General features: G+C 68.2%; 14 protein-coding genes. 5 read left to right on the top strand and 9 right to left on the bottom strand.

Annotated elements, in window-relative coordinates:
* Positions 1 to 87 precede the first annotated feature (87 nt).
* A complete protein-coding gene (locus ACNQVK_RS27375) occupies positions 88 to 1,581 on the top strand; it encodes a PucR family transcriptional regulator (RefSeq protein WP_418032039.1) in 1,494 nt (497 codons plus the stop codon).
* Here ACNQVK_RS27375 and ACNQVK_RS27370 read toward each other — a convergent pair.
* The 3 genes from ACNQVK_RS27370 to ACNQVK_RS27360 are packed head-to-tail and all read right to left on the bottom strand — an operon-like array spanning position 1,541 to position 5,369.
* Positions 1,541 to 2,707: a CaiB/BaiF CoA transferase family protein gene (locus ACNQVK_RS27370; protein WP_418032038.1), complete on the bottom strand. Its 1,167-nt coding sequence runs from the start codon at positions 2,705 to 2,707 to the stop codon at positions 1,541 to 1,543. The genes ACNQVK_RS27375 and ACNQVK_RS27370 overlap by 41 nt on opposite strands.
* On the bottom strand, positions 2,704 to 4,164 hold the full coding sequence (locus ACNQVK_RS27365) for an aldehyde dehydrogenase family protein (protein WP_418032037.1): 1,461 nt from the start codon (positions 4,162 to 4,164) through the stop codon (positions 2,704 to 2,706). Before ACNQVK_RS27365 ends, ACNQVK_RS27370 begins: the two co-directional genes overlap by 4 nt.
* Positions 4,164 to 5,369 carry an acyl-CoA dehydrogenase family protein gene (locus ACNQVK_RS27360; protein ID WP_418032036.1) on the bottom strand — a complete coding sequence of 402 codons (1,206 nt, stop codon included), beginning with the start codon at positions 5,367 to 5,369 and terminating at the stop codon, positions 4,164 to 4,166. The genes ACNQVK_RS27365 and ACNQVK_RS27360 overlap by 1 nt, the downstream gene beginning before the upstream one ends.
* A 207-nt stretch (positions 5,370 to 5,576) precedes the next feature.
* Here ACNQVK_RS27360 and ACNQVK_RS27355 point away from each other — a divergent pair, with 207 nt between their 5' ends.
* Positions 5,577 to 7,640, top strand: coding sequence for an acyltransferase family protein (locus ACNQVK_RS27355; protein WP_418032035.1), 2,064 nt, complete (start codon positions 5,577 to 5,579; stop codon positions 7,638 to 7,640).
* A 3-nt stretch (positions 7,641 to 7,643) separates the two neighbouring features.
* On the opposite strand, the gene ACNQVK_RS27350 is transcribed toward ACNQVK_RS27355, so the two are convergent.
* From ACNQVK_RS27350 to ACNQVK_RS27330, 5 genes are all read right to left on the bottom strand, one after another.
* Complete coding sequence (locus ACNQVK_RS27350) at positions 7,644 to 8,066, bottom strand: nitroreductase family deazaflavin-dependent oxidoreductase (protein WP_044516906.1); 423 nt, start codon at positions 8,064 to 8,066, stop codon at positions 7,644 to 7,646.
* Between the two features lie 60 nt (positions 8,067 to 8,126).
* Positions 8,127 to 8,453, bottom strand: coding sequence for a hypothetical protein (locus ACNQVK_RS27345; protein ID WP_418032034.1), 327 nt, complete (start codon positions 8,451 to 8,453; stop codon positions 8,127 to 8,129).
* A 91-nt stretch (positions 8,454 to 8,544) separates the two neighbouring features.
* Complete coding sequence (locus ACNQVK_RS27340) at positions 8,545 to 10,122, bottom strand: M20/M25/M40 family metallo-hydrolase (RefSeq protein WP_418032033.1); 1,578 nt, start codon at positions 10,120 to 10,122, stop codon at positions 8,545 to 8,547.
* An 18-nt stretch (positions 10,123 to 10,140) separates the two neighbouring features.
* Positions 10,141 to 11,292, bottom strand: coding sequence for a zinc metalloprotease (locus tag ACNQVK_RS27335; RefSeq protein WP_418032032.1), 1,152 nt, complete (start codon positions 11,290 to 11,292; stop codon positions 10,141 to 10,143).
* A gap of 121 nt (positions 11,293 to 11,413) precedes the next feature.
* Positions 11,414 to 12,385 carry an NADPH:quinone oxidoreductase family protein gene (locus ACNQVK_RS27330; protein WP_418032031.1) on the bottom strand — a complete coding sequence of 324 codons (972 nt, stop codon included), beginning with the start codon at positions 12,383 to 12,385 and terminating at the stop codon, positions 11,414 to 11,416.
* A gap of 69 nt (positions 12,386 to 12,454) precedes the next feature.
* Between ACNQVK_RS27330 and ACNQVK_RS27325 the strand changes: the two genes are divergently transcribed.
* Positions 12,455 to 13,552, top strand: coding sequence for an NAD(P)-dependent alcohol dehydrogenase (locus ACNQVK_RS27325; protein WP_418032030.1), 1,098 nt, complete (start codon positions 12,455 to 12,457; stop codon positions 13,550 to 13,552).
* A 43-nt stretch (positions 13,553 to 13,595) separates the two neighbouring features.
* Complete coding sequence (locus ACNQVK_RS27320) at positions 13,596 to 14,519, top strand: alpha/beta fold hydrolase (protein WP_418032029.1); 924 nt, start codon at positions 13,596 to 13,598, stop codon at positions 14,517 to 14,519.
* A 7-nt stretch (positions 14,520 to 14,526) separates the two neighbouring features.
* Here ACNQVK_RS27320 and ACNQVK_RS27315 read toward each other — a convergent pair whose 3' ends face one another.
* A complete protein-coding gene (locus tag ACNQVK_RS27315) occupies positions 14,527 to 15,879 on the bottom strand; it encodes a flavin monoamine oxidase family protein (protein ID WP_418032028.1) in 1,353 nt (450 codons plus the stop codon).
* A gap of 27 nt (positions 15,880 to 15,906) precedes the next feature.
* Here ACNQVK_RS27315 and ACNQVK_RS27310 point away from each other — a divergent pair, with 27 nt between their 5' ends.
* Positions 15,907 to 16,878: a TIGR03617 family F420-dependent LLM class oxidoreductase gene (locus ACNQVK_RS27310; protein WP_418034364.1), complete on the top strand. Its 972-nt coding sequence runs from the start codon at positions 15,907 to 15,909 to the stop codon at positions 16,876 to 16,878.
* Positions 16,879 to 16,902: the final 24 nt, after the last annotated feature.

Raw genomic sequence — 16,902 nt, 5'->3', positions numbered from 1 at the left:
CCTCATTCGCCGCCGGCAAGTGCTCGCCGTCACAATTCCCCACCGGGGTGACGCCGGTGACCGCCGAAAAGGAGTAAGACTGCTTCTGTGGCGATCACCGTGCGGGACCTGGCCGAGGTCGACAGCCTCGGCCTTGCCGTGGTGGCCGGGGCGCGCAACGCCGACCGCGAGATCGCCTGGGCGCATGCGATCGAGCTGCCGGATCCGACCCCGTATCTGGCCGGTGGTGAGCTGGTGATGACCACGGGTATCAACATCGGTGCCGACGCCGCCGCGCAATCCGCCTACGTCGCGCGCCTGGCCGCGGCCGGGACGGTCGCCCTGGCCGTTGACACGGGTACCACGATCGCCGACGTCCCCGCTGCCGTGCGCGCTGCCGGCGACGAATTCGGACTGCCGGTGCTCGAGGTGCCGGCCTCGACGCCGTTCATCGCGATCGCGCGGGTGGTGATCGACGCGCTCAAGGCCGACGAACTGCGCTCGGTGCAACGGGTTGTCGACGCCCAGGAGGTACTGGCCCGGGCGACGCTGCGTGGCGGCATCCCAGGAGTGGTCGGCGCGCTGGCCGATTCCCTGTCGGCGACGGTCGTCGTGGTCGACACCGACGGCACCGTGCTGGCCGCCGGGGGAGATGAGCGAGAGCGGTTGATCGCTGTGCTGGGCGAGCAGGTCCCGCCCTCGCGCCGGCATGGTGCCCACGTCACCGTCGACGGGGACGCCTATGTCACGATCCAGAACCTTCGGGCCGCCCAGCCGGTTCGCGGCCGGCTCGCGGTGCGCACGCCTGGCCCGATGTCCAACGCCGACCGCCTGTTGGTCGCGCACGCGGTATCGCTCATCTCGATCGCGATCGAGAAGCCGGACCGGGTGGTCGACGCCGAGCAACTGTTGCGAACGGCGGTGACGCGCGAGCTGCTCACCGGCTCAGGTGCTGTCGACGGTGCGGTGTTGCGCTACTTCGGTTTCGAGCCGGACGGTGACGTCGTGGTGGCGTCATTCACCGGGGCGGGGCCGGTGTTGGCGGCCGAGCACGTCGTGGGCCACGTGCTGACCTCTTTTCTGATGGCGCCGACGGGTGAAGAGATCGTGATCGTGGTTCCGGCCGGCGGGAGCCGAGGCCGTGTCCGCGCTGTCGTCGAGGAGCTCGAACGGCAGACCGGTATCACCGTCGGCGGCGGCGTGAGCCGGCCGGCCCGTCTGGATGATCTGCACACCGCGGTCGAGCAGGCCCGCATTGCGGCGCATTCGAACGCCGGGCGATTCAGCGAGTTCGGTGAACTCAGTCCGATGGGAGTGTTGCTCGAGGGGCGCAGCGTCGCCGAACTGCGCGTGCTGGCATCGCCATTGGACGCACTGGCCGGTGGTGACGAGTTGATCCCCACGCTGGCCGCGTTCCTCGCGCGCAACGGTCAGATGGAGTCCGCGGCCGCCGAGCTCGCGGTCCACCGCCACACCATGCGCAACAGGATGCGGCGCATCTCCGCGTTGTTGGGCGACGACCTGGAATCGGCCGATACCCGGGCGCAGCTGTGGTTGGCCCTCAAGGCCTGGCAGCTGCTGGCGTCTCGCCGGCCGCGGTGAGGTCACTGATGTCCACCTGGTCGGCGCCCAGTGCCGGCGGCCCGGTGCGGTAGGTGACCGGTGTCGCCGACAGCGTGATCGGGTTGGCCACTTGGGGTGTGGACGACCCGGGCACCGGGACCGTCGCCTCGATCCCGAGCTCGCCGGCGAACGCGAAGGCTTCGGAAAGGTCATTGATCGGCCCGGCCGGGACACTCGCCGCGGTCAGCACCGAGTACCAGTGGTCGGCACCGTTCTTCTTCATCGCGGTTTCGATGATGGCGCACAACGCATCCCGGTGGGCGACCCGCTGTGGGTTGGTGCCGAACCGGGGATCGTCGGCCAGCGTCGGCTCACCGATGGCGGCGGCGAAGGCCCGGAACTGTTTGTCGTTGCCGACGGCGACCGCGATCGGACGGTCGGCGGTGTCGAATGTCTGATACGGCGCGATGCTCGGATGTCGATTGCCCATCATCTGCGGGACCGCACCGGCACCGAGATACCCGGACGCCTGGTTCACCATGGAGGACAACAACACCGAGAACAGATTGGTGTCGACGCGCTGTCCCTGTCCGGTGCGGTCGCGGTGCGCCAGCGCCGCCAGGATTCCGGTCGACGCGTGAAGACCGGCCAGCACGTCGACCAGTGCCACCCCGGCCTTGGTCGGATCGCCCGGTTCGGTTCCGGTGACGCTCATCAACCCGCCGACCGCCTGCACCAGCAGGTCGTAGCCCGGCAGCTCGGCACCGCCGTCGCGGCCGAATCCGGTGATGGAGCAGTAGATGAGATCGGGACGGATCGCGCGCAGGTCCTCGTAGCCGAGTCCCAACTTTTCCATGGTCCCCGGCCGGAAGTTCTCCACTACGATGTCGGCGCCGGCCACCAGGGAGCGGGCTTGCTCCCGGTCGGCCGGGTCGGTCAGGTCCAGCACGACCGACCGCTTGTTGCGGTTGACAGCGTTGAAATACGTTGCCACGCCCGATGAATCGTACGGCGGACCCCACGCCCTGGTGTCGTCGCCGGTGCCCGGCCGTTCGATCTTGATCACCTCGGCCCCGAAGTCGCCGAGCATCATCGTCGCGTACGGCCCGGCCAGCACCCGGCTGAAATCCACGACGACGATTCCGTCGAGGGCACTCGTACTCATGCTCCCGCCCGCCCGCCGCGCAGGTACACCGTCGTGGTGTGGGTGAAGAATTCGCGGGCAGCGCCGCCCTGTTCCTTGGGGCCGAGACCGCTCTTCTTGGCGCCACCGAACGGCACGTGCGGATCGGCGCCGGCCGACTCGGAGTTCACGTGCAGCACGCCCACGTCGATCTGCTCGACGGCCTGCAGTGCCCGGGTCAGGTCCTGGGTGAATATCGCTGCCGAGAGCCCGAACTCGCTGTCGTTGGCCATGGCGAACGCGGCGTCGGCATCGGTGGCCCGTCGGACCGCCAGGACCGGTCCGAACAGTTCTTCGGTCCACACGTCGGCCGGTGCCCCGTTGAGTTCGACGATGGTCGGCGCGATGAAGTAGCCCTCGGACAGTGGGCCTTCGGTGTAGGGGAGCCCGCCGGTCAGCACCGCGGCCCCCTGCGCCGTCGCAGCGTCGATACTGGACGAGATGGACTGGTGTGCCGCGTCGTTGATGACCGGACCCATCTGGGTTGCGTCGTCGGTCGGGTCGCCGACGGCCAGGGCCGCCGCGCGCTCGGCCAGCTCGGCCAGGAACTCGTCGGCGATCCCGTCGGTCACGATCAGGCGGGACGTGGCCGTGCATTTCTGCCCGGTCGAGCGGAAGGCGCCCAGCATCACCTGCTCGAGGGCCAGTTCGACATCGGCGTCATCGAGGACGACGGCGGCGTTCTTGCCGCCCATTTCGGCCTGCGCCGGAATTCCGCGCGCGGCAGCGGCAGCAGCGATGCGGCGGCCGACACCGGTGGAACCCGTGAACGTGACGGCGTCGATGCCGGGGTGGTCGACGATGGCGTTGCCGACGTCGGATCCGCCGATCAGCAGATTGAGCACGCCCTCGGGCAGGCCGGCTTCGGTGAGCGCCTGTGTCAGCCGAATCGCCAGTAGCGGAACGGTGCTCGCCGGCTTCCACACCACGGTGTTGCCGTAGATCAACGCGGGGGCGATCTTCCAGGCCGGGATGGCGATGGGGAAGTTGAACGGGGTGATCACCCCGACCACGCCCAGGGGTTTGCGGGTGACCAGGATCTGCTCACCGGCCCGGGGCGAGGAGAAGATCTGGCCGGCCTGCCGGTCACCCTCGTTGCCGTAGTAGCGCAGGATCTGTGCGGCCCGCCGAACCTCGCCGATGCCTTCGGCTTTCGTCTTGCCTTCCTCGCGGGCCAGCTCCAGGCCCCACGCCTCGGCGTTGCGGTCGACGATGTCCGCCGCGCTCAGCAGCACGGTGCCGCGCTGGTGCATCGGTGCGGCGGCCCAGGATGTGGCTGCCTTGCCGGCGGCACGCACGGCGGCGTCGACATCGGAGGTGTGTGCGTTACTTCCCTGGGCCACAATCAGGCTCGGTCGCGCCGGGTTCACGCTGAGTAGCGCATCGCCGGTGCCGGTCACCCATCGCCCGTCGATCAGGTGCTCGATGGCGACGGTCATCAGCGGAAGGCCGCCTGACCGGTCAGCGCCTTGCCGATCGACAGCAGATGCATCTCGGAGGTGCCCTCGTAGGTGAGGACGGATTCGAGATTGTTGGCGTGCCGCAGCGGCGAGTACTCGAGGGTGATTCCGCTGCCGCCCAACAGGGTCCGGCAGTCGCGGGCGATGGCCAGGGCTTCGCGGACGTTGTTGAGCTTGCCCAGGCTGATCTGCTCGGGCCTGGCCCCTTCGGCATCCTTGATGCGGCCCAGGTGGATCGCCAGCAGCATTCCCTTGCCGAGTTCGACCGTCATGTTGGCCAGCTTCTCCTGGGTGAGCTGGTAGCTGGTCAGCGGCTTGTCGAACACCTCGCGTGAACCCGCGTAGTCGATCGCGGTCTCCAGGCTGTCGCGGGCCGCACCGAGCGAGCCGAACACGATGCCGAACCGGGCCTCGTTGAGGCACGACAGCGGGGCCGACAGTCCGTCGGCCAGCGGCAGTTGTGCCGAGGCCGGCAGCCGCACGTTGTCGAGCACGAGCTCGGAGGTCACCGAGGCCCGCAGGGAGAGCTTGCGATGGATCTCGTTGGCGGTGAATCCGGGGGTGTCGGTGGGTACCAGGAATCCACTGATATCCCCGTCGCCGTCCCCCGTTCTCGCCCACACCGTGGCCACATCGGCCAGGTTGCCGTTGGTGATCCACATCTTGGTGCCGTTGAGCACCCAGTCGCTTCCGTCGCGGCGGGCGCGGGTGCGCATCCCGGCCGGGTTGGAACCAAAATCAGGCTCGGTCAGACCGAAGCAACCGATCGCCTCACCGGCGGCCAGCCGGGGCAGCCACTGCTGCTTCTGTTCCTCGGAGCCGTAGCGGTAGATCGAGAACATGGACAGCGAGCCCTGTACGGAGACGAAACTGCGGAATCCGCTGTCGCCGGCTTCCAGCTCCATGCAGGCCAGGCCGTAGCTGACGGCGTTGGTGCCCGCGCAGCCGTAACCCTGAAGGTGCATGCCGAGCACCCCGAGCTTGCCGAACTCCTTGGCCAACTCCCGAGGCAAAGTGGCCTCTTCAAACCACTCGCCGACATTGGGCTTCAGCCGCGTGTCGACGAACTGCCGCACCGTCGCGGCGATGTCGCGCTCGTCGTCATCGAGCAGCCGGTCGGTGTCGAACAGCTCCAGCGGCCGGTAGGTGGACTTCTTGGCAGCCGGTGCGGTGGTGGCGGTCATGGGTCAAGGCTAGATTTGCCGGGCAGATATGCCTATGGCCGGTTCGTATATCGGTGGTGACAATGCTGTCCAAGACGGCGAGTTGAGATGCCCGCCCACCGACCTCGACCACCTGTTCCGGTGGCCTATGCTCGGTGCGTTGAACGGCGTGCCCCAGGTGAACTCGTCGTCAGTGAACGGCGAAGACGGCCCAGGGAAAGTTTGACCGTGCAGGTAATTGTTCGCGATCCGGTTCGGGTCCCCGTCCTACGGCGGCGGGTTCGTGATGACCTGATCGGGTTGTGTGGCGTGGCCATCGTGCTGGTGGTGGTCTGCCACTTCTGGTTCGGACGGGCGTGCGGCGGCCTGGATGTCCTCCTGGTCCTGTCCGGTTTCTTCGTCGGCGGCCGCGTTCTTCGCCACATCGATTCAGCACGCCCGATGGCCCTGGCCGCCGAGGCGGGACGGGCGGCGCGCTGGCTGGTGCCGCCGCTGGTTCTCGTGGTGGTCGTGAGTGCGGTGTTGACGGTGCTGGTCCAGCCGCAGACCCGGTGGGAGGCTTTCGCCGACCAGACGCTGGCCAGCCTGGGCTTCTACCAGAATTGGCAGCTACTCCAGTCGGCGGACGATTACGTGCAGGCCGGTGAGGCCGTTACCCCGCTCCATCACCTGTGGGCGATCTCGGCGCTGGGCCAGTTCGTGCTCGCGTTCTTCGTGCTTGCCGGCACGGTCATCGCGGTGACGGTCCGTCGGGGTCGCGGCGCACGACGCACGATCCTGGTTGCCACGTCTGGTGTCGCGGCGGTGGCATCGCTGTATTACGCGGTCACGACCCAGTCGGACAATCCGATGCTCGCGTACTACAGCACCGCCGCTCGGGCCTGGGAGATGCTGGTCGGAGTGCTGGCCGCGGCTCTCGTGGCCGGCCCGGTGGGGCGACTCCGGTGGCCCGGCTGGTTGCGGGCCGGTGCGGCTGCGGCGGGGCTGGCGGCCATCCTGGTGTGCGGTGCTCTGACAGAACGGACCATGCAGTCTCCGGGCGTCTGGACGTTGATCCCGGTGGCGGCCACTGTCCTGGTCATCGTCAGCGCGGCCCAGGGGACGTCGCCGAGGACGAACGAGTTTCTGCGCAGCACCCCGCTGGTCACGATCGGGGCGGCGGCCTATCCGCTGTACCTGTGGCACTGGCCGCTGCTGATCTTCTGGCTGGCCACCATCAACGACGACGCCGTCGGCCTGGTCGACGGCAGTGCGGTCCTGCTGGTGGCGGTGCTGCTGGCATTGCTCACCGCGCGTTGGATCCAGCTGCCGTGGCGCCGGGCGACCGACGTGCGACTGGTCTCGAGTGCGGTCGTCGTGTTGGTCGCGGTGGTGCTGGTCGCGACGTCGCTGATGTGGCAGGGCCAGGTCGTCCTCGCCCGGGCCAGCGGTGCGGAACTGGGCATGCTCTCGATTCGCGACTATCCGGGCGCACAGGCGCTGATCGAGAACCGCCGGGTCGCCAAGCTGCCGATGCGTCCGAGTGTGCTGGAGGCCGACGACGACATCCCGCCGTCATCCATCGACCACTGCGTCACGGGATTCACCGGTGCCGAGGTCATCACCTGCGTGTACGGAGATCCCAAGGGCAGCCGCACGATTGCGCTGGCCGGCGGGTCGCATTCGGAGCACTGGCTGACCGCCCTGCATCAGATCGGGCGTCAGCACGGCTTCAAGGTGACCACCTACATGAAGTTCGGCTGCCCCTTGACCACCAAACGCGTGCCGATCATCGCGGGATCCTTCGAGGCATACCCGTCGTGCCGGACCTGGTCGGACAACGCACTGGCGCAGATCATCGCCGACCGGCCGGACTATGTGTTCTTCACCTCGACCCGACCGATCCTCAACAGCCCGGGCGACTATGTGCCCGACTACTACCTCGGGATCTGGGATGAGTTGTCCGCCAACGGAATTCCAATGCTGGGCATGCGGGACACGCCATGGATGATCCGGGACGGGTGGTTCTTCTCACCGGTGGACTGCCTGGCTAAAGGCGGTGACGCCGACTCCTGCGGGCTGCCGCGGGAAGACGCCCTGGCCCAGCGCAACCCGACCCTCGACTATGTGGCCGACTATCCGCTGATGAAGGTCCTCGACCTCAGCGACGCGGTGTGCCGGCCCACCATCTGCCGCGCTGTGGAGGGCAACGTGCTGGTGTATCACGATGCCCACCACCTGTCGGCGGCCTATGTGCGCACACTCACCACCGAGTTGGCTCGGCAGATGTCCGACGCCCTCGGATGGTGGTAGTCGTCACTCGACGATGAAGACCGGAATCTGTCGAGTGGTCTTGGTCTGATATTCGGCGTACGGCGGGTAGGCCTCGACGGCCAGCTTCCACCAGTGCTCGCGCTCGTCACCGGAAAGCTCACGAGCGGTCAGCGATGCGGTCTTGTCGCCGTCCTGCACCGTCACGGCCGGGTTGGCCTTGACGTTGAAGTACCAGGACGGGTGCTCCGGGTCGCCGCCCTTGGACGCCACCATCGCATAGCGGCCGTCCTCCTCCACGCGCATCAGCGGTACATACCGCTTCTTGCCTGACTTGGCGCCCGTGGTCGTGAACAGCACGATCGGGCGGTCCAGCACCTCGACTCCGTCGGTGGTGCCTTGTTCCAGGATGCGTTGGGTCTGGTCGCGTACCCAGTCGGTCGGGCTCAGTTCAGCTTGCTCACTCACGCACCGCGCAACACCGGCCACGTCGCTGCTATTCCGCGCCGCCCCCGATTGCTTGCGGCCTCAACCTCCTGGCGTGATCGGGGTGAGGACGAGTTGCCGGGCCTCCGCGGTCACGATGGAGAACGTCTCGTTCCAGTCTGGCAGCGAGATCGTCAGCACATCGCGGCCGGGCTGATGCTCGACGGACCAGCTGCCGGACTGACGGGCGCCGCGGTCATCGGGTCCCGGTGTACCCACGACGGCATTGTGGTCGGGCAGCAGGGTGAAGGTCGTTCGTCCGCGCGACGGCGGCAGCGGATAGTCCGCGGGCCGGAAGGTCTGGGTCGCTCCGCGGTCCTCCTCGTGCGAATGCGTCCATGACCCCAGGACCTGAGTTTCATCGATCACGGCGGGCACCCTTCGAGGCCGGTTGCGGCGTAGTCGCCGGTTCCATATTCGCCCGAAAGGACGAAGCGCGTGGCAACAATGTGACAGACGCCTAGCCCAGCGCCGCGGTCACGAAAGCCACATTCATGCGCAGGATCTCGACCGCCAGATGAATGTCGATGAACTCCATGGTGTCGGCGGCGCTGTGAACGTGGTCGTTGGCGCCGTCGGCGCCCTCGATGGTCAGGACGGCCGCGATCCCTTGATCGATGAACGGCACGTGGTCGCTGTTGAACGGATTGAGACTGGTCTGTACGGTCAGCCCGGTGTAGGTGTGTGCCGCGTCGGCCAGCCCGTCGATCACCCGCTGCGACACCGCGGCCCCCTCGAGCAGCACGGTGGGGTCTGCGGTGTTGAGTGTCGCGATCATGTCCATGTTGACCACTGCGCGGATCCGCGACCGTTCGGTCGCGCTCAGGCTTGCAACGTAGGCCAGGCTTCCGAACAACCCTTCCTCCTCGCCGCCGAAGAGGATGAAACGCACATCGTGTCGTCCCGAATGATGTTGGACGGCACGGGCAATGGTCAGGACACCTGCGCTGCCCGACCCGTTGTCGTCGGCGCCCGGCGCGGGTGCGGCAGGGCCACCGGCCAGATTGATCGAATCCAGGTGTGCGGTCACCAGCACCACGTCCCGCGGAGCGGGCGCCGAGCCGTCCCGTTCGGCGATCACGTTGCGGCTGGTCCTGCCTCCCACGTCGATGGTCTGAGTACGGGTGCGGTAGCCCGCGGTTTCGAGTTCGGACTGTGCCCAGTCGGCGGCCTGGCCGAACTGCGCGCTGGTGGAATGCCGGGTGCCGAAGCCGACCAGTTTGCGCAGATCGAGCCCGTACCGTTCGGCCGACACGGCGTCGACGCATTTCTGTACCGCCGGCTCGGGCTCGCGGGCAATCCGCTGTCTCGTCTCGAAAACGGCGCTGCCCCACGGCACATCGCGCACGCTGTAGCACGGGAAATCGTCGTCCGTAACGTCGTTTGACGGGTCGGTCCCGACGTCGACCACCAGATAGCGCCCCTTGTCCGTGAGCACGGCGACGTCGGGATGAGCCTTCTGGTAGAGCCGTCCGTGTTGGACCACCAGTCGCAGCTGCGCCCGGTGGGCCCGGGATGCGGGGTGTGTCGCGTCGCGGCGCAGTACGGTGTCGCCCAACCGAACCCAGTCGGCACCGGCGAACTCCTGTACCCGGGGCGGCAATTCGGACAGCGACTCGATATCGCCACCACCTCCGCCGGGTGCGCGAACCTGGATGGCATTGAGGCCCAGCATGCGCGCGGCCACGACGTGTGCGGGGTTCTCCGTGATGAACAGGACGTCGGCGAATGCCAGCGCGGGGTTGGCCTTGGCGACGGCCTTGGCGAAGAACTCTCTGGCCGGCTTGTGTACACCGACTTCACCCGACAGCGTGACGTGTGTGTCCACCGGTTCGAAAAAGGAACGGATGCCGAGATTTTCGAGGATGTCGTAGTACTGCTGCGCGGGTTCGTCGAAGTCCGAGGCGAGCCCCAGCAGCACGGGGTTGCCGTCCCCGTCCCGGAGTTCGGCGATGTCGGTCAGCGCCTCGAACGCCCCGGGTAACAGGACATCGCCGTCTTCGAGGGTCTGGCCGAGGTCGAACAACACGAGTTTCATCGCCGCTGCCTGCTCCGGCTAGCTGCGGGCGACCAGGGTGGCGATCTGAGCGAGAACGGACCGCAGTTGTGCCACCTCGCGACGGAGCTCACCGACCTCCGCATCGGCCGTGTCGCCGCCCGGCGCGGTGGCGACGGCAGGTGCCGGCGATGCCTGCGGGGCCTCGGCTCCATTGCTACCGACCGTGGCGCCGACCAGCACCCGGGGTTGCGCCGGCTGGGCCGGGGCGGCGGTGCGCGCCAGGAACGAGGCACGCGGGCCCTCCAGCGTCGCCGACATGCGAACCGACTGACCCGCGGTGAACATGAACATCCCCGCGTCGTCGGTGTAATCCATGTAGTTCATGAACATGTCGCCGTGCGGGCCATTACTGCAGGTGACGTGGGGGAACGTGGGCCTGCCGAAATTCGCCCGGGCCTGATTGGGTGTGTCATCCACCAAATCGCCACCGCTGCATCCGGATCCGTCGTCGCCCCAGATGTGGCGCAGGCTCAGCCAATGACCGATCTCGTGGGTCGCGGTGCGTCCGAGGTCGTACGGGGCGCTGACCGTGCCGGTGGTGCCGAAGAACGTGTGCGCGATCACCACGCCGTCGGTTTCCGGTGGCCCACCGGGGAACTGCGCGTAGCCGAGGATGGCCTGCCCGCCGCTGCGTAGCTCACCGCAGACCCAGAGGTTGAGGTAATCCAAGGACGGCCAGGCGTCGGCGCCGCCCGTCGCGCTCGATTTCACGTCTTCATCGTCGGCGGTGAAGAACGTCTTGTCCGTCGCGGTGCGGGTGACGCCGTCGGTCGGGTTGCCCTCAGGGTCGACGCTTGCCAGCTCGAACTCGACCTCGCAGTCGGCGATCAGCTGCGTCCAGACGGCCGGCACACCTACCCGGTCGGGGTTGGTGGCCCGGAAATCTTGGTTGAGGACGTCGATCTGGCTGTCGATCTGTTCCTTGCTGATGTTCTCGGCCGGCGACGCAGGATTGTGCAGGACGTGGACAACGACGGGAATGGTCACGATGCCGCGTTTGGGTGCGCGCATCCCCGACTCGTACGCCAGCGCCCTGTTCTCGAACTGATCGCACCGTTGCCGGTAACTCTCGCTCTTGTTGAGCAGGTTGTAGTGGATGGCCATCGTGGCGCACAGTTGGCGCGACAACGGAACCTGTTGTTCGTCCATGGCCGTTCCTTTCGGCGAACCGGGGGTGTCCGTGCCCGCTTAAAGTATTGGCGGGACGAACTTTCCGGACACGCGTAGTCGACTACTCGACTTTGCGGATCGGCCTGATCTGCGTCGGGGGTCAGCGCAGCTTCAGCACCACTTTTCCTTTGGCGCTGCGGTTCTCCAGCGACGCGATGGCCTGTGCCGCCTGCTCCAGCGGGTACACCTCGGGCTGCGGTGCGGCGACCGCGCCGGAGGCCAGCAGCGGCTGCAATTCGGCCCACTGCTCCTGCAGGTAGCCGGGGTGGGAGAACGTCCAGGCGCCCCAGCCGGCGCCGATCACGTCGACGTTGTTGAGCAGCAGGCGATTGACCTTGACCGTGGGGATCTCGCCGCCGGTGAACCCGACGACCAGCAGGCGTCCCCCCACGGCCAGCGACCGCAGTGAGTCGGTGAACCGGTCCCCGCCGACCGGGTCGAGGACGACGTCCACGCCGTGGCCGCCGGTGAGTTCCTTCACCGCGTCGCGGAATCCGTCGGCCAGCACCACATCCGATGCGCCTGCGGCCCTGGCGATCTCGGCCTTCTCCTCTGTGGACACCACTGCGATGGTGCGCGAGGCCCCCAGCGCCGGTGCCAGCCGCAGGGCCGAGGTGCCGATCCCGCCTGCCGCACCGTGCACCAGGACGGTCTCGCCCTCGGCCAGCCTGCCGCGGGTGCGCAACGCGAACTGCACCGTCAGGTCGTTGAACAGGATGCCTGCGCCGGCCTCGAAAGACACGGCGTCCGGCAGCGCGAACACCCGCTCGGCGGGCAGTGCCACGACTTCGGCCATGCCGCCGGACAACATGGTCAGGCCCAGCACGCGATCACCGGCGCGGACATGGGCATCGGCCGGGGCGCTACGCACCACGCCTGCGACCTCGGCGCCCGGGGTGAACGGCAGGTCCGGCTTGTACTGGTAGAGCCCACGGGTCAGCAGGGTGTCCGGGAAGGCGACCCCGGCTGCGTGGACGTCGATGACCACCGCGTCGTCGGAAGAGGGTTCCGCCACCTCGGCCACCCGCACAGCGTCGGGTCCGTCGAGCCGGGTGATCTGTGCTGCACGCATCGGTGTCTCCTTCAGGTGGGGTCGCCAGCCAATTGTGACAGGTGTCAACTCGGTGGTTAGCATCACCGGATGCTCAACGCCCGCGCCGCGGTGGTGCTCGACGCCGGAGCCGATCCACGGCTCACCGACGTTCAGATCCGGGAGCCGCTCGGCGACGAAGTGCTGGTCCGCATCGACGCGGTGGGTATCTGCCACACCGACGTGAGCGTGGCCGCGCGCTTCCGCAAGCTGCCGATGGTGTTCGGCCACGAGGGCGCGGGCACCGTGGTGCAGGCCGGGCCGAACGCCGCGCCACGAGTCGGCGACCAGGTGGTTCTCACCTTCGCCAGTTGCGGCGCCTGCCGTAACTGCCAGGCTGATGCCCCGGCGTACTGCGAGCGTTCGACCGACCTCAACATGCGTGGCGGCCGCCGCGACGAGTCCAGCGCACTGCACGCCGGCGGTGCGCCCATCGGGGCTGGATTCTTCGGCCAGTCCAGCTTCTGCACCTATGCGATCGCAGGCAGTCGCAACGCGGTGGTGCTGCCCGAGCCGATCGACCCGGCGCTGGCGGCCCCGCTGGGCTGCAGCGTGCAAACCGGTGTGGGCGCCGTGCTCAATGTGCTCGCGCCGCAACCGGCGGACGCGCTCGTGGTGTTCGGTGCCGGCGCTGTCGGGCTTTCGGCGGTCATGGGGGCCCGCATCGCGGAGTGCCGGACCATCGTCGCCGTCGACCCGATCGCGCAGCGGCGCACGCTGGCAAGCGAATTGGGAGCGACCACGACGATCGACCCGACCACGTCCGACACCGCTGCGGTCATCCTCGAGCTGACCGGGGGAGCAGCCGCCGCGGTCGACACCACCGCGCGGCCCGATGTTCTCGCCGCGGCGGTGGGGGTGCTGCGTGAGCGCGGCACCCTGGCGCTGCTGGGCCTCGGTGCGCTGACTGCCGATCTGCCCGTCGCGGCCATCATGGGCAAGGGCCTGACCGTGCGCGGCGTGGTGGAGGGGGACAGCGATCCGCAGACCTTCATCCCGCGCCTCGTCGATCTGCACCGCCGTGGCGAACTTCCGCTCGACAAGTTCGTCAGCCGGTACCCGTTCGGCGACTTCGACCGGGCCTGGGCTGCCGCCAAGGCCGCTGACGTGGTCAAACCCGTGCTGATCACCGGAGCGGCAAGCTCATGAATCCCCAGTTTCGCTTGGCGACGACGCCTATGATCGGAGCAGCATGACCCTTCCTCAGCTACCACCGGGACGCAAGGTCGAGGTTCGCGCCATCGACGGAGTGCGGCTGCATGCCGAGGTGTTCGGGCCCGAGGACGGCTATCCGATCGTGCTGGCCCACGGCATCACCTGTGCCATCGGGGTCTGGGCCCACCAGATCGCCGATCTGGCCACCGACTACCGCGTCATCGCCTACGACCATCGCGGGCACGGCCGCAGCGAGACTCCGCACGGCCGTCGCCGGTACAGCCTCAACCACCTCGCCGCCGACCTGGACGCGGTACTCGACGCCACGCTGAAGCCCGGTGAGCGGGCCATCATCGCGGGACATTCGATGGGCGGCATCGCGATCACCTCATGGTCGCAGCGCTATCCGGCCCGGGTGGCTGCCCGTGCCGACGCGGTCGCGCTGATCAACACCACCACTGGGGACCTGCTGCGCCATGTGAAACTGGCGCCCGTGCCCGCCCCGCTGTCGGGGGCGCGCATCCGCGCGGCCGGCACCTTCCTCAAGACCTTCGGTGCCACGCCGGTGCCCCGCCTCGCCGACGGGCCGAACAAGCGGTTTGTGGCTTATCTGGCCGTGGGCCGCGACGCCGAACCGTGGGTCGCCGAGTTCGTGCACCACCTTTTCGCCGCCACGCCACCGGCCAGTCGTGGCGGCTGGGCCCGCGCTCTCGTGGACAGTTTGGGGACCACGCACATCTCGCTGCGTAACCTTGTCGTCCCGACCCTGGTGATCGGCAGCACCAAAGACCGGCTGCTGCCGATCGTCGCCTCACGCCGCATCGCCACCGACGCGCCGAACCTCGCCTCGTTCGTGGAGCTGTCGGGAGGTCACTGCGCGATCCTCGAGCAGCCGGGCGAGGTCTGCGCCCACCTGCGTCGTCTTACCGAATCCGTTGCGCCACAGCGCCGTATCGGCTGAGGCGGAATCAGCCGGCCAGCAGCCCGGCCACCTCGTCTGCGGCTCGTTGCCCGGACCGCACCGCCCCGTCGAGGAAACCGGTCCACACATCGGCGGTCTCGGTGCCGGCCCAGTGAATGGCGTCCACCGGTTCGCGCAGCCACCGACCGTATTGCGTCCACGATCCCGGCGGCACCGCCGCCGTCGGCCCACCGGGTGCGAATTGTTCTGTGCTCCAACAGTGGTCGACGTAGTCAGTCGGCTGCAGCGCCGCATCGCCGAACAGGGTCGCGAACCCGGACAGGGCCTGCTCGCGTCGTTCATCCGGTGACAACCGGTCGAACGTGCGGGAATCGGTGAACCCGAGCAGGATGCCGGGGCCACCGTCGCCCGGGCTGACATCGAAGGTGATGAACACCGGCCCCTCATCGGACAAGGCCTCGCCCGAGCAGCCGTTGGCGCGCCAGAACGGTCGCTCATAGGCGGCGTAGGCCTTGCTGAGGTTGCCCTGCGGCCAGTTCGCCGCCAGTTCGGCGTAGGGCTCGGGCAGTGGCGGGCTGAACTCGATCCCGGTCCGGTGCTGGGGCGGGATCGCTACGATCACCGCGCGTGCCTGCACCTCGCCGGCCGGGCTACTCACCACCACGGTGCCGTCGGCGCGGCGTTCGATGCGGCCCACCGGGGAGTTGAGCACCACTCGCTCTCCGAGTTCCTCGGCGATCTTGCACGCGATCTGCTGGGTACCGCCAGGAAACCGGTCCTGCTGGGCGCCGCCGCGGACGTCGAGCATGCGGTCCAGCCCGCCAGCGGCCTTGACGTAGCGGGCGGCGTGCAGCATCGACACCTCGTCGGGCTCGGCGCCCCAGGTGACCCGGGACATGATCGCCATGAGGTTGCGCGTCGATGCGTTGGCACCGGCCGAGCGCAGCCACTGCTCCAGTGTGAGCTCGTCGAGTTTCTGGGCGTTCGGGCTCTTCCACGGCTCATTGACCCGGATCAGCCGGCAGAGCCGTTCGAAGCGCCACTGGATGCGGGAGACGTCGAAGAGTTCCATCATCGACAGGCGGGGGATGGTGCTGCGGTAGGCCCGGACCCGCCCGTGCCACAGGATCAAATTCTTGCCGCGGTCGTAGGTGGGCACCGTCTCGCACCCGAGCTCGCCGGCCAGCGCCAGCACCGCGTCCTGGGTGGGGCCGACGAACGTGCCGCCCAGGTCGACCGGCACCCCGGCGATCTTCGTCGTCGACGAACGTCCACCCACGCGGTCACGCCCTTCCAGCACCACCACCTGGTATCCGAGCCGGACCAGGGCGCGGGCGGCGGACAGGCCGGCGAAGCCGGCGCCGACCACGACGACGTCGGTGCTGGTTGGGATGCTCACCTGTCTAGGCTCTCACGCGTGAAGGTCATGACAGCGTTGTTCGGGCCGCAAGACGCGATCGGCCGTGCCGCAGCCTTGCGAGAGGCCGGTGCCACCGGGGTGTTCACGTTCGAGGGGCCACACGATGTGTTCACCCCCTTGACGCTGGCGAGCACGGTCGGGGATCTCGACCTGATGACCAACGTCGCAATTGCGTTTCCCCGCAACCCGATTCATCTGGCACACCAGGCAATCGACCACCAGATCCTGTCCGGCGGGCGGTTCACCCTCGGGCTCGGCACCCAGATCCGCACCCAGATCGAGAAGCGGTTCGGCGCGGAGTTCGACCGGCCGGTGGCCCGGATGTCCGAGTTCGTCGCGGCGTTGCGGGCGATCTTCGCGGCCTGGGACACCGGCGAACGGCTCGATTTTCGAGGCGAGTACTACCGGCACACCCTGATGACTCCGACGTTCACTCCCCGGGACAATCCGTACGGTCCGCCGCCGATCTACGTCGGCGCGCTGGGGCCGCGGCTGACCCGGGCCACCGCGCAGTTCGCCGACGGCCTGCTGGTGATGCCGTTCGGGTCCAGGCGGTTCCTGCACGAGGCGACGTTGCCCGCGGTGCGTGGCGGGCTCGCCGCCGCCGGACGTGACCAGCGGGAGCTGGCCATCGTCCCGGAGATCATCGTGTCGGCCGGTGACGATCATGACGCGGCGCGACGGCTGCTCGCCTTCTACGGCTCGACTCCGGCCTATCTCCCGGTGCTGGAGGTACACGGGTGGGGCGATTTGCAGCCCGAGCTCAACGCGCTGTCCAAGCAGGGGCGGTGGCAGGAGATGGGTTCGCTGATCGACGACGAGGTGCTGCACACCATCGCGGCCTGCGGTAGCCCCGCCGACATCGCCGCCCACATCCGGGACCGTGTGGGCGGGGTGTCTGACCGGATCTGCCTGTACCAACCGGGTCCGATCGCGGTGGATTCGCTTGCCCAGATCGTCGACGCGCTGCGCGACTGAGCACATAGGGTGGTGGTACTGCGC

The organism is Mycobacterium sp. 134, from assembly GCF_048282715.1.
GTDB lineage: Bacteria > Actinomycetota > Actinomycetes > Mycobacteriales > Mycobacteriaceae > Mycobacterium > Mycobacterium septicum.
Note: the sequence above shows the minus strand (reverse complement) of the source record. Positions and strands in the feature narration are given on the sequence as shown.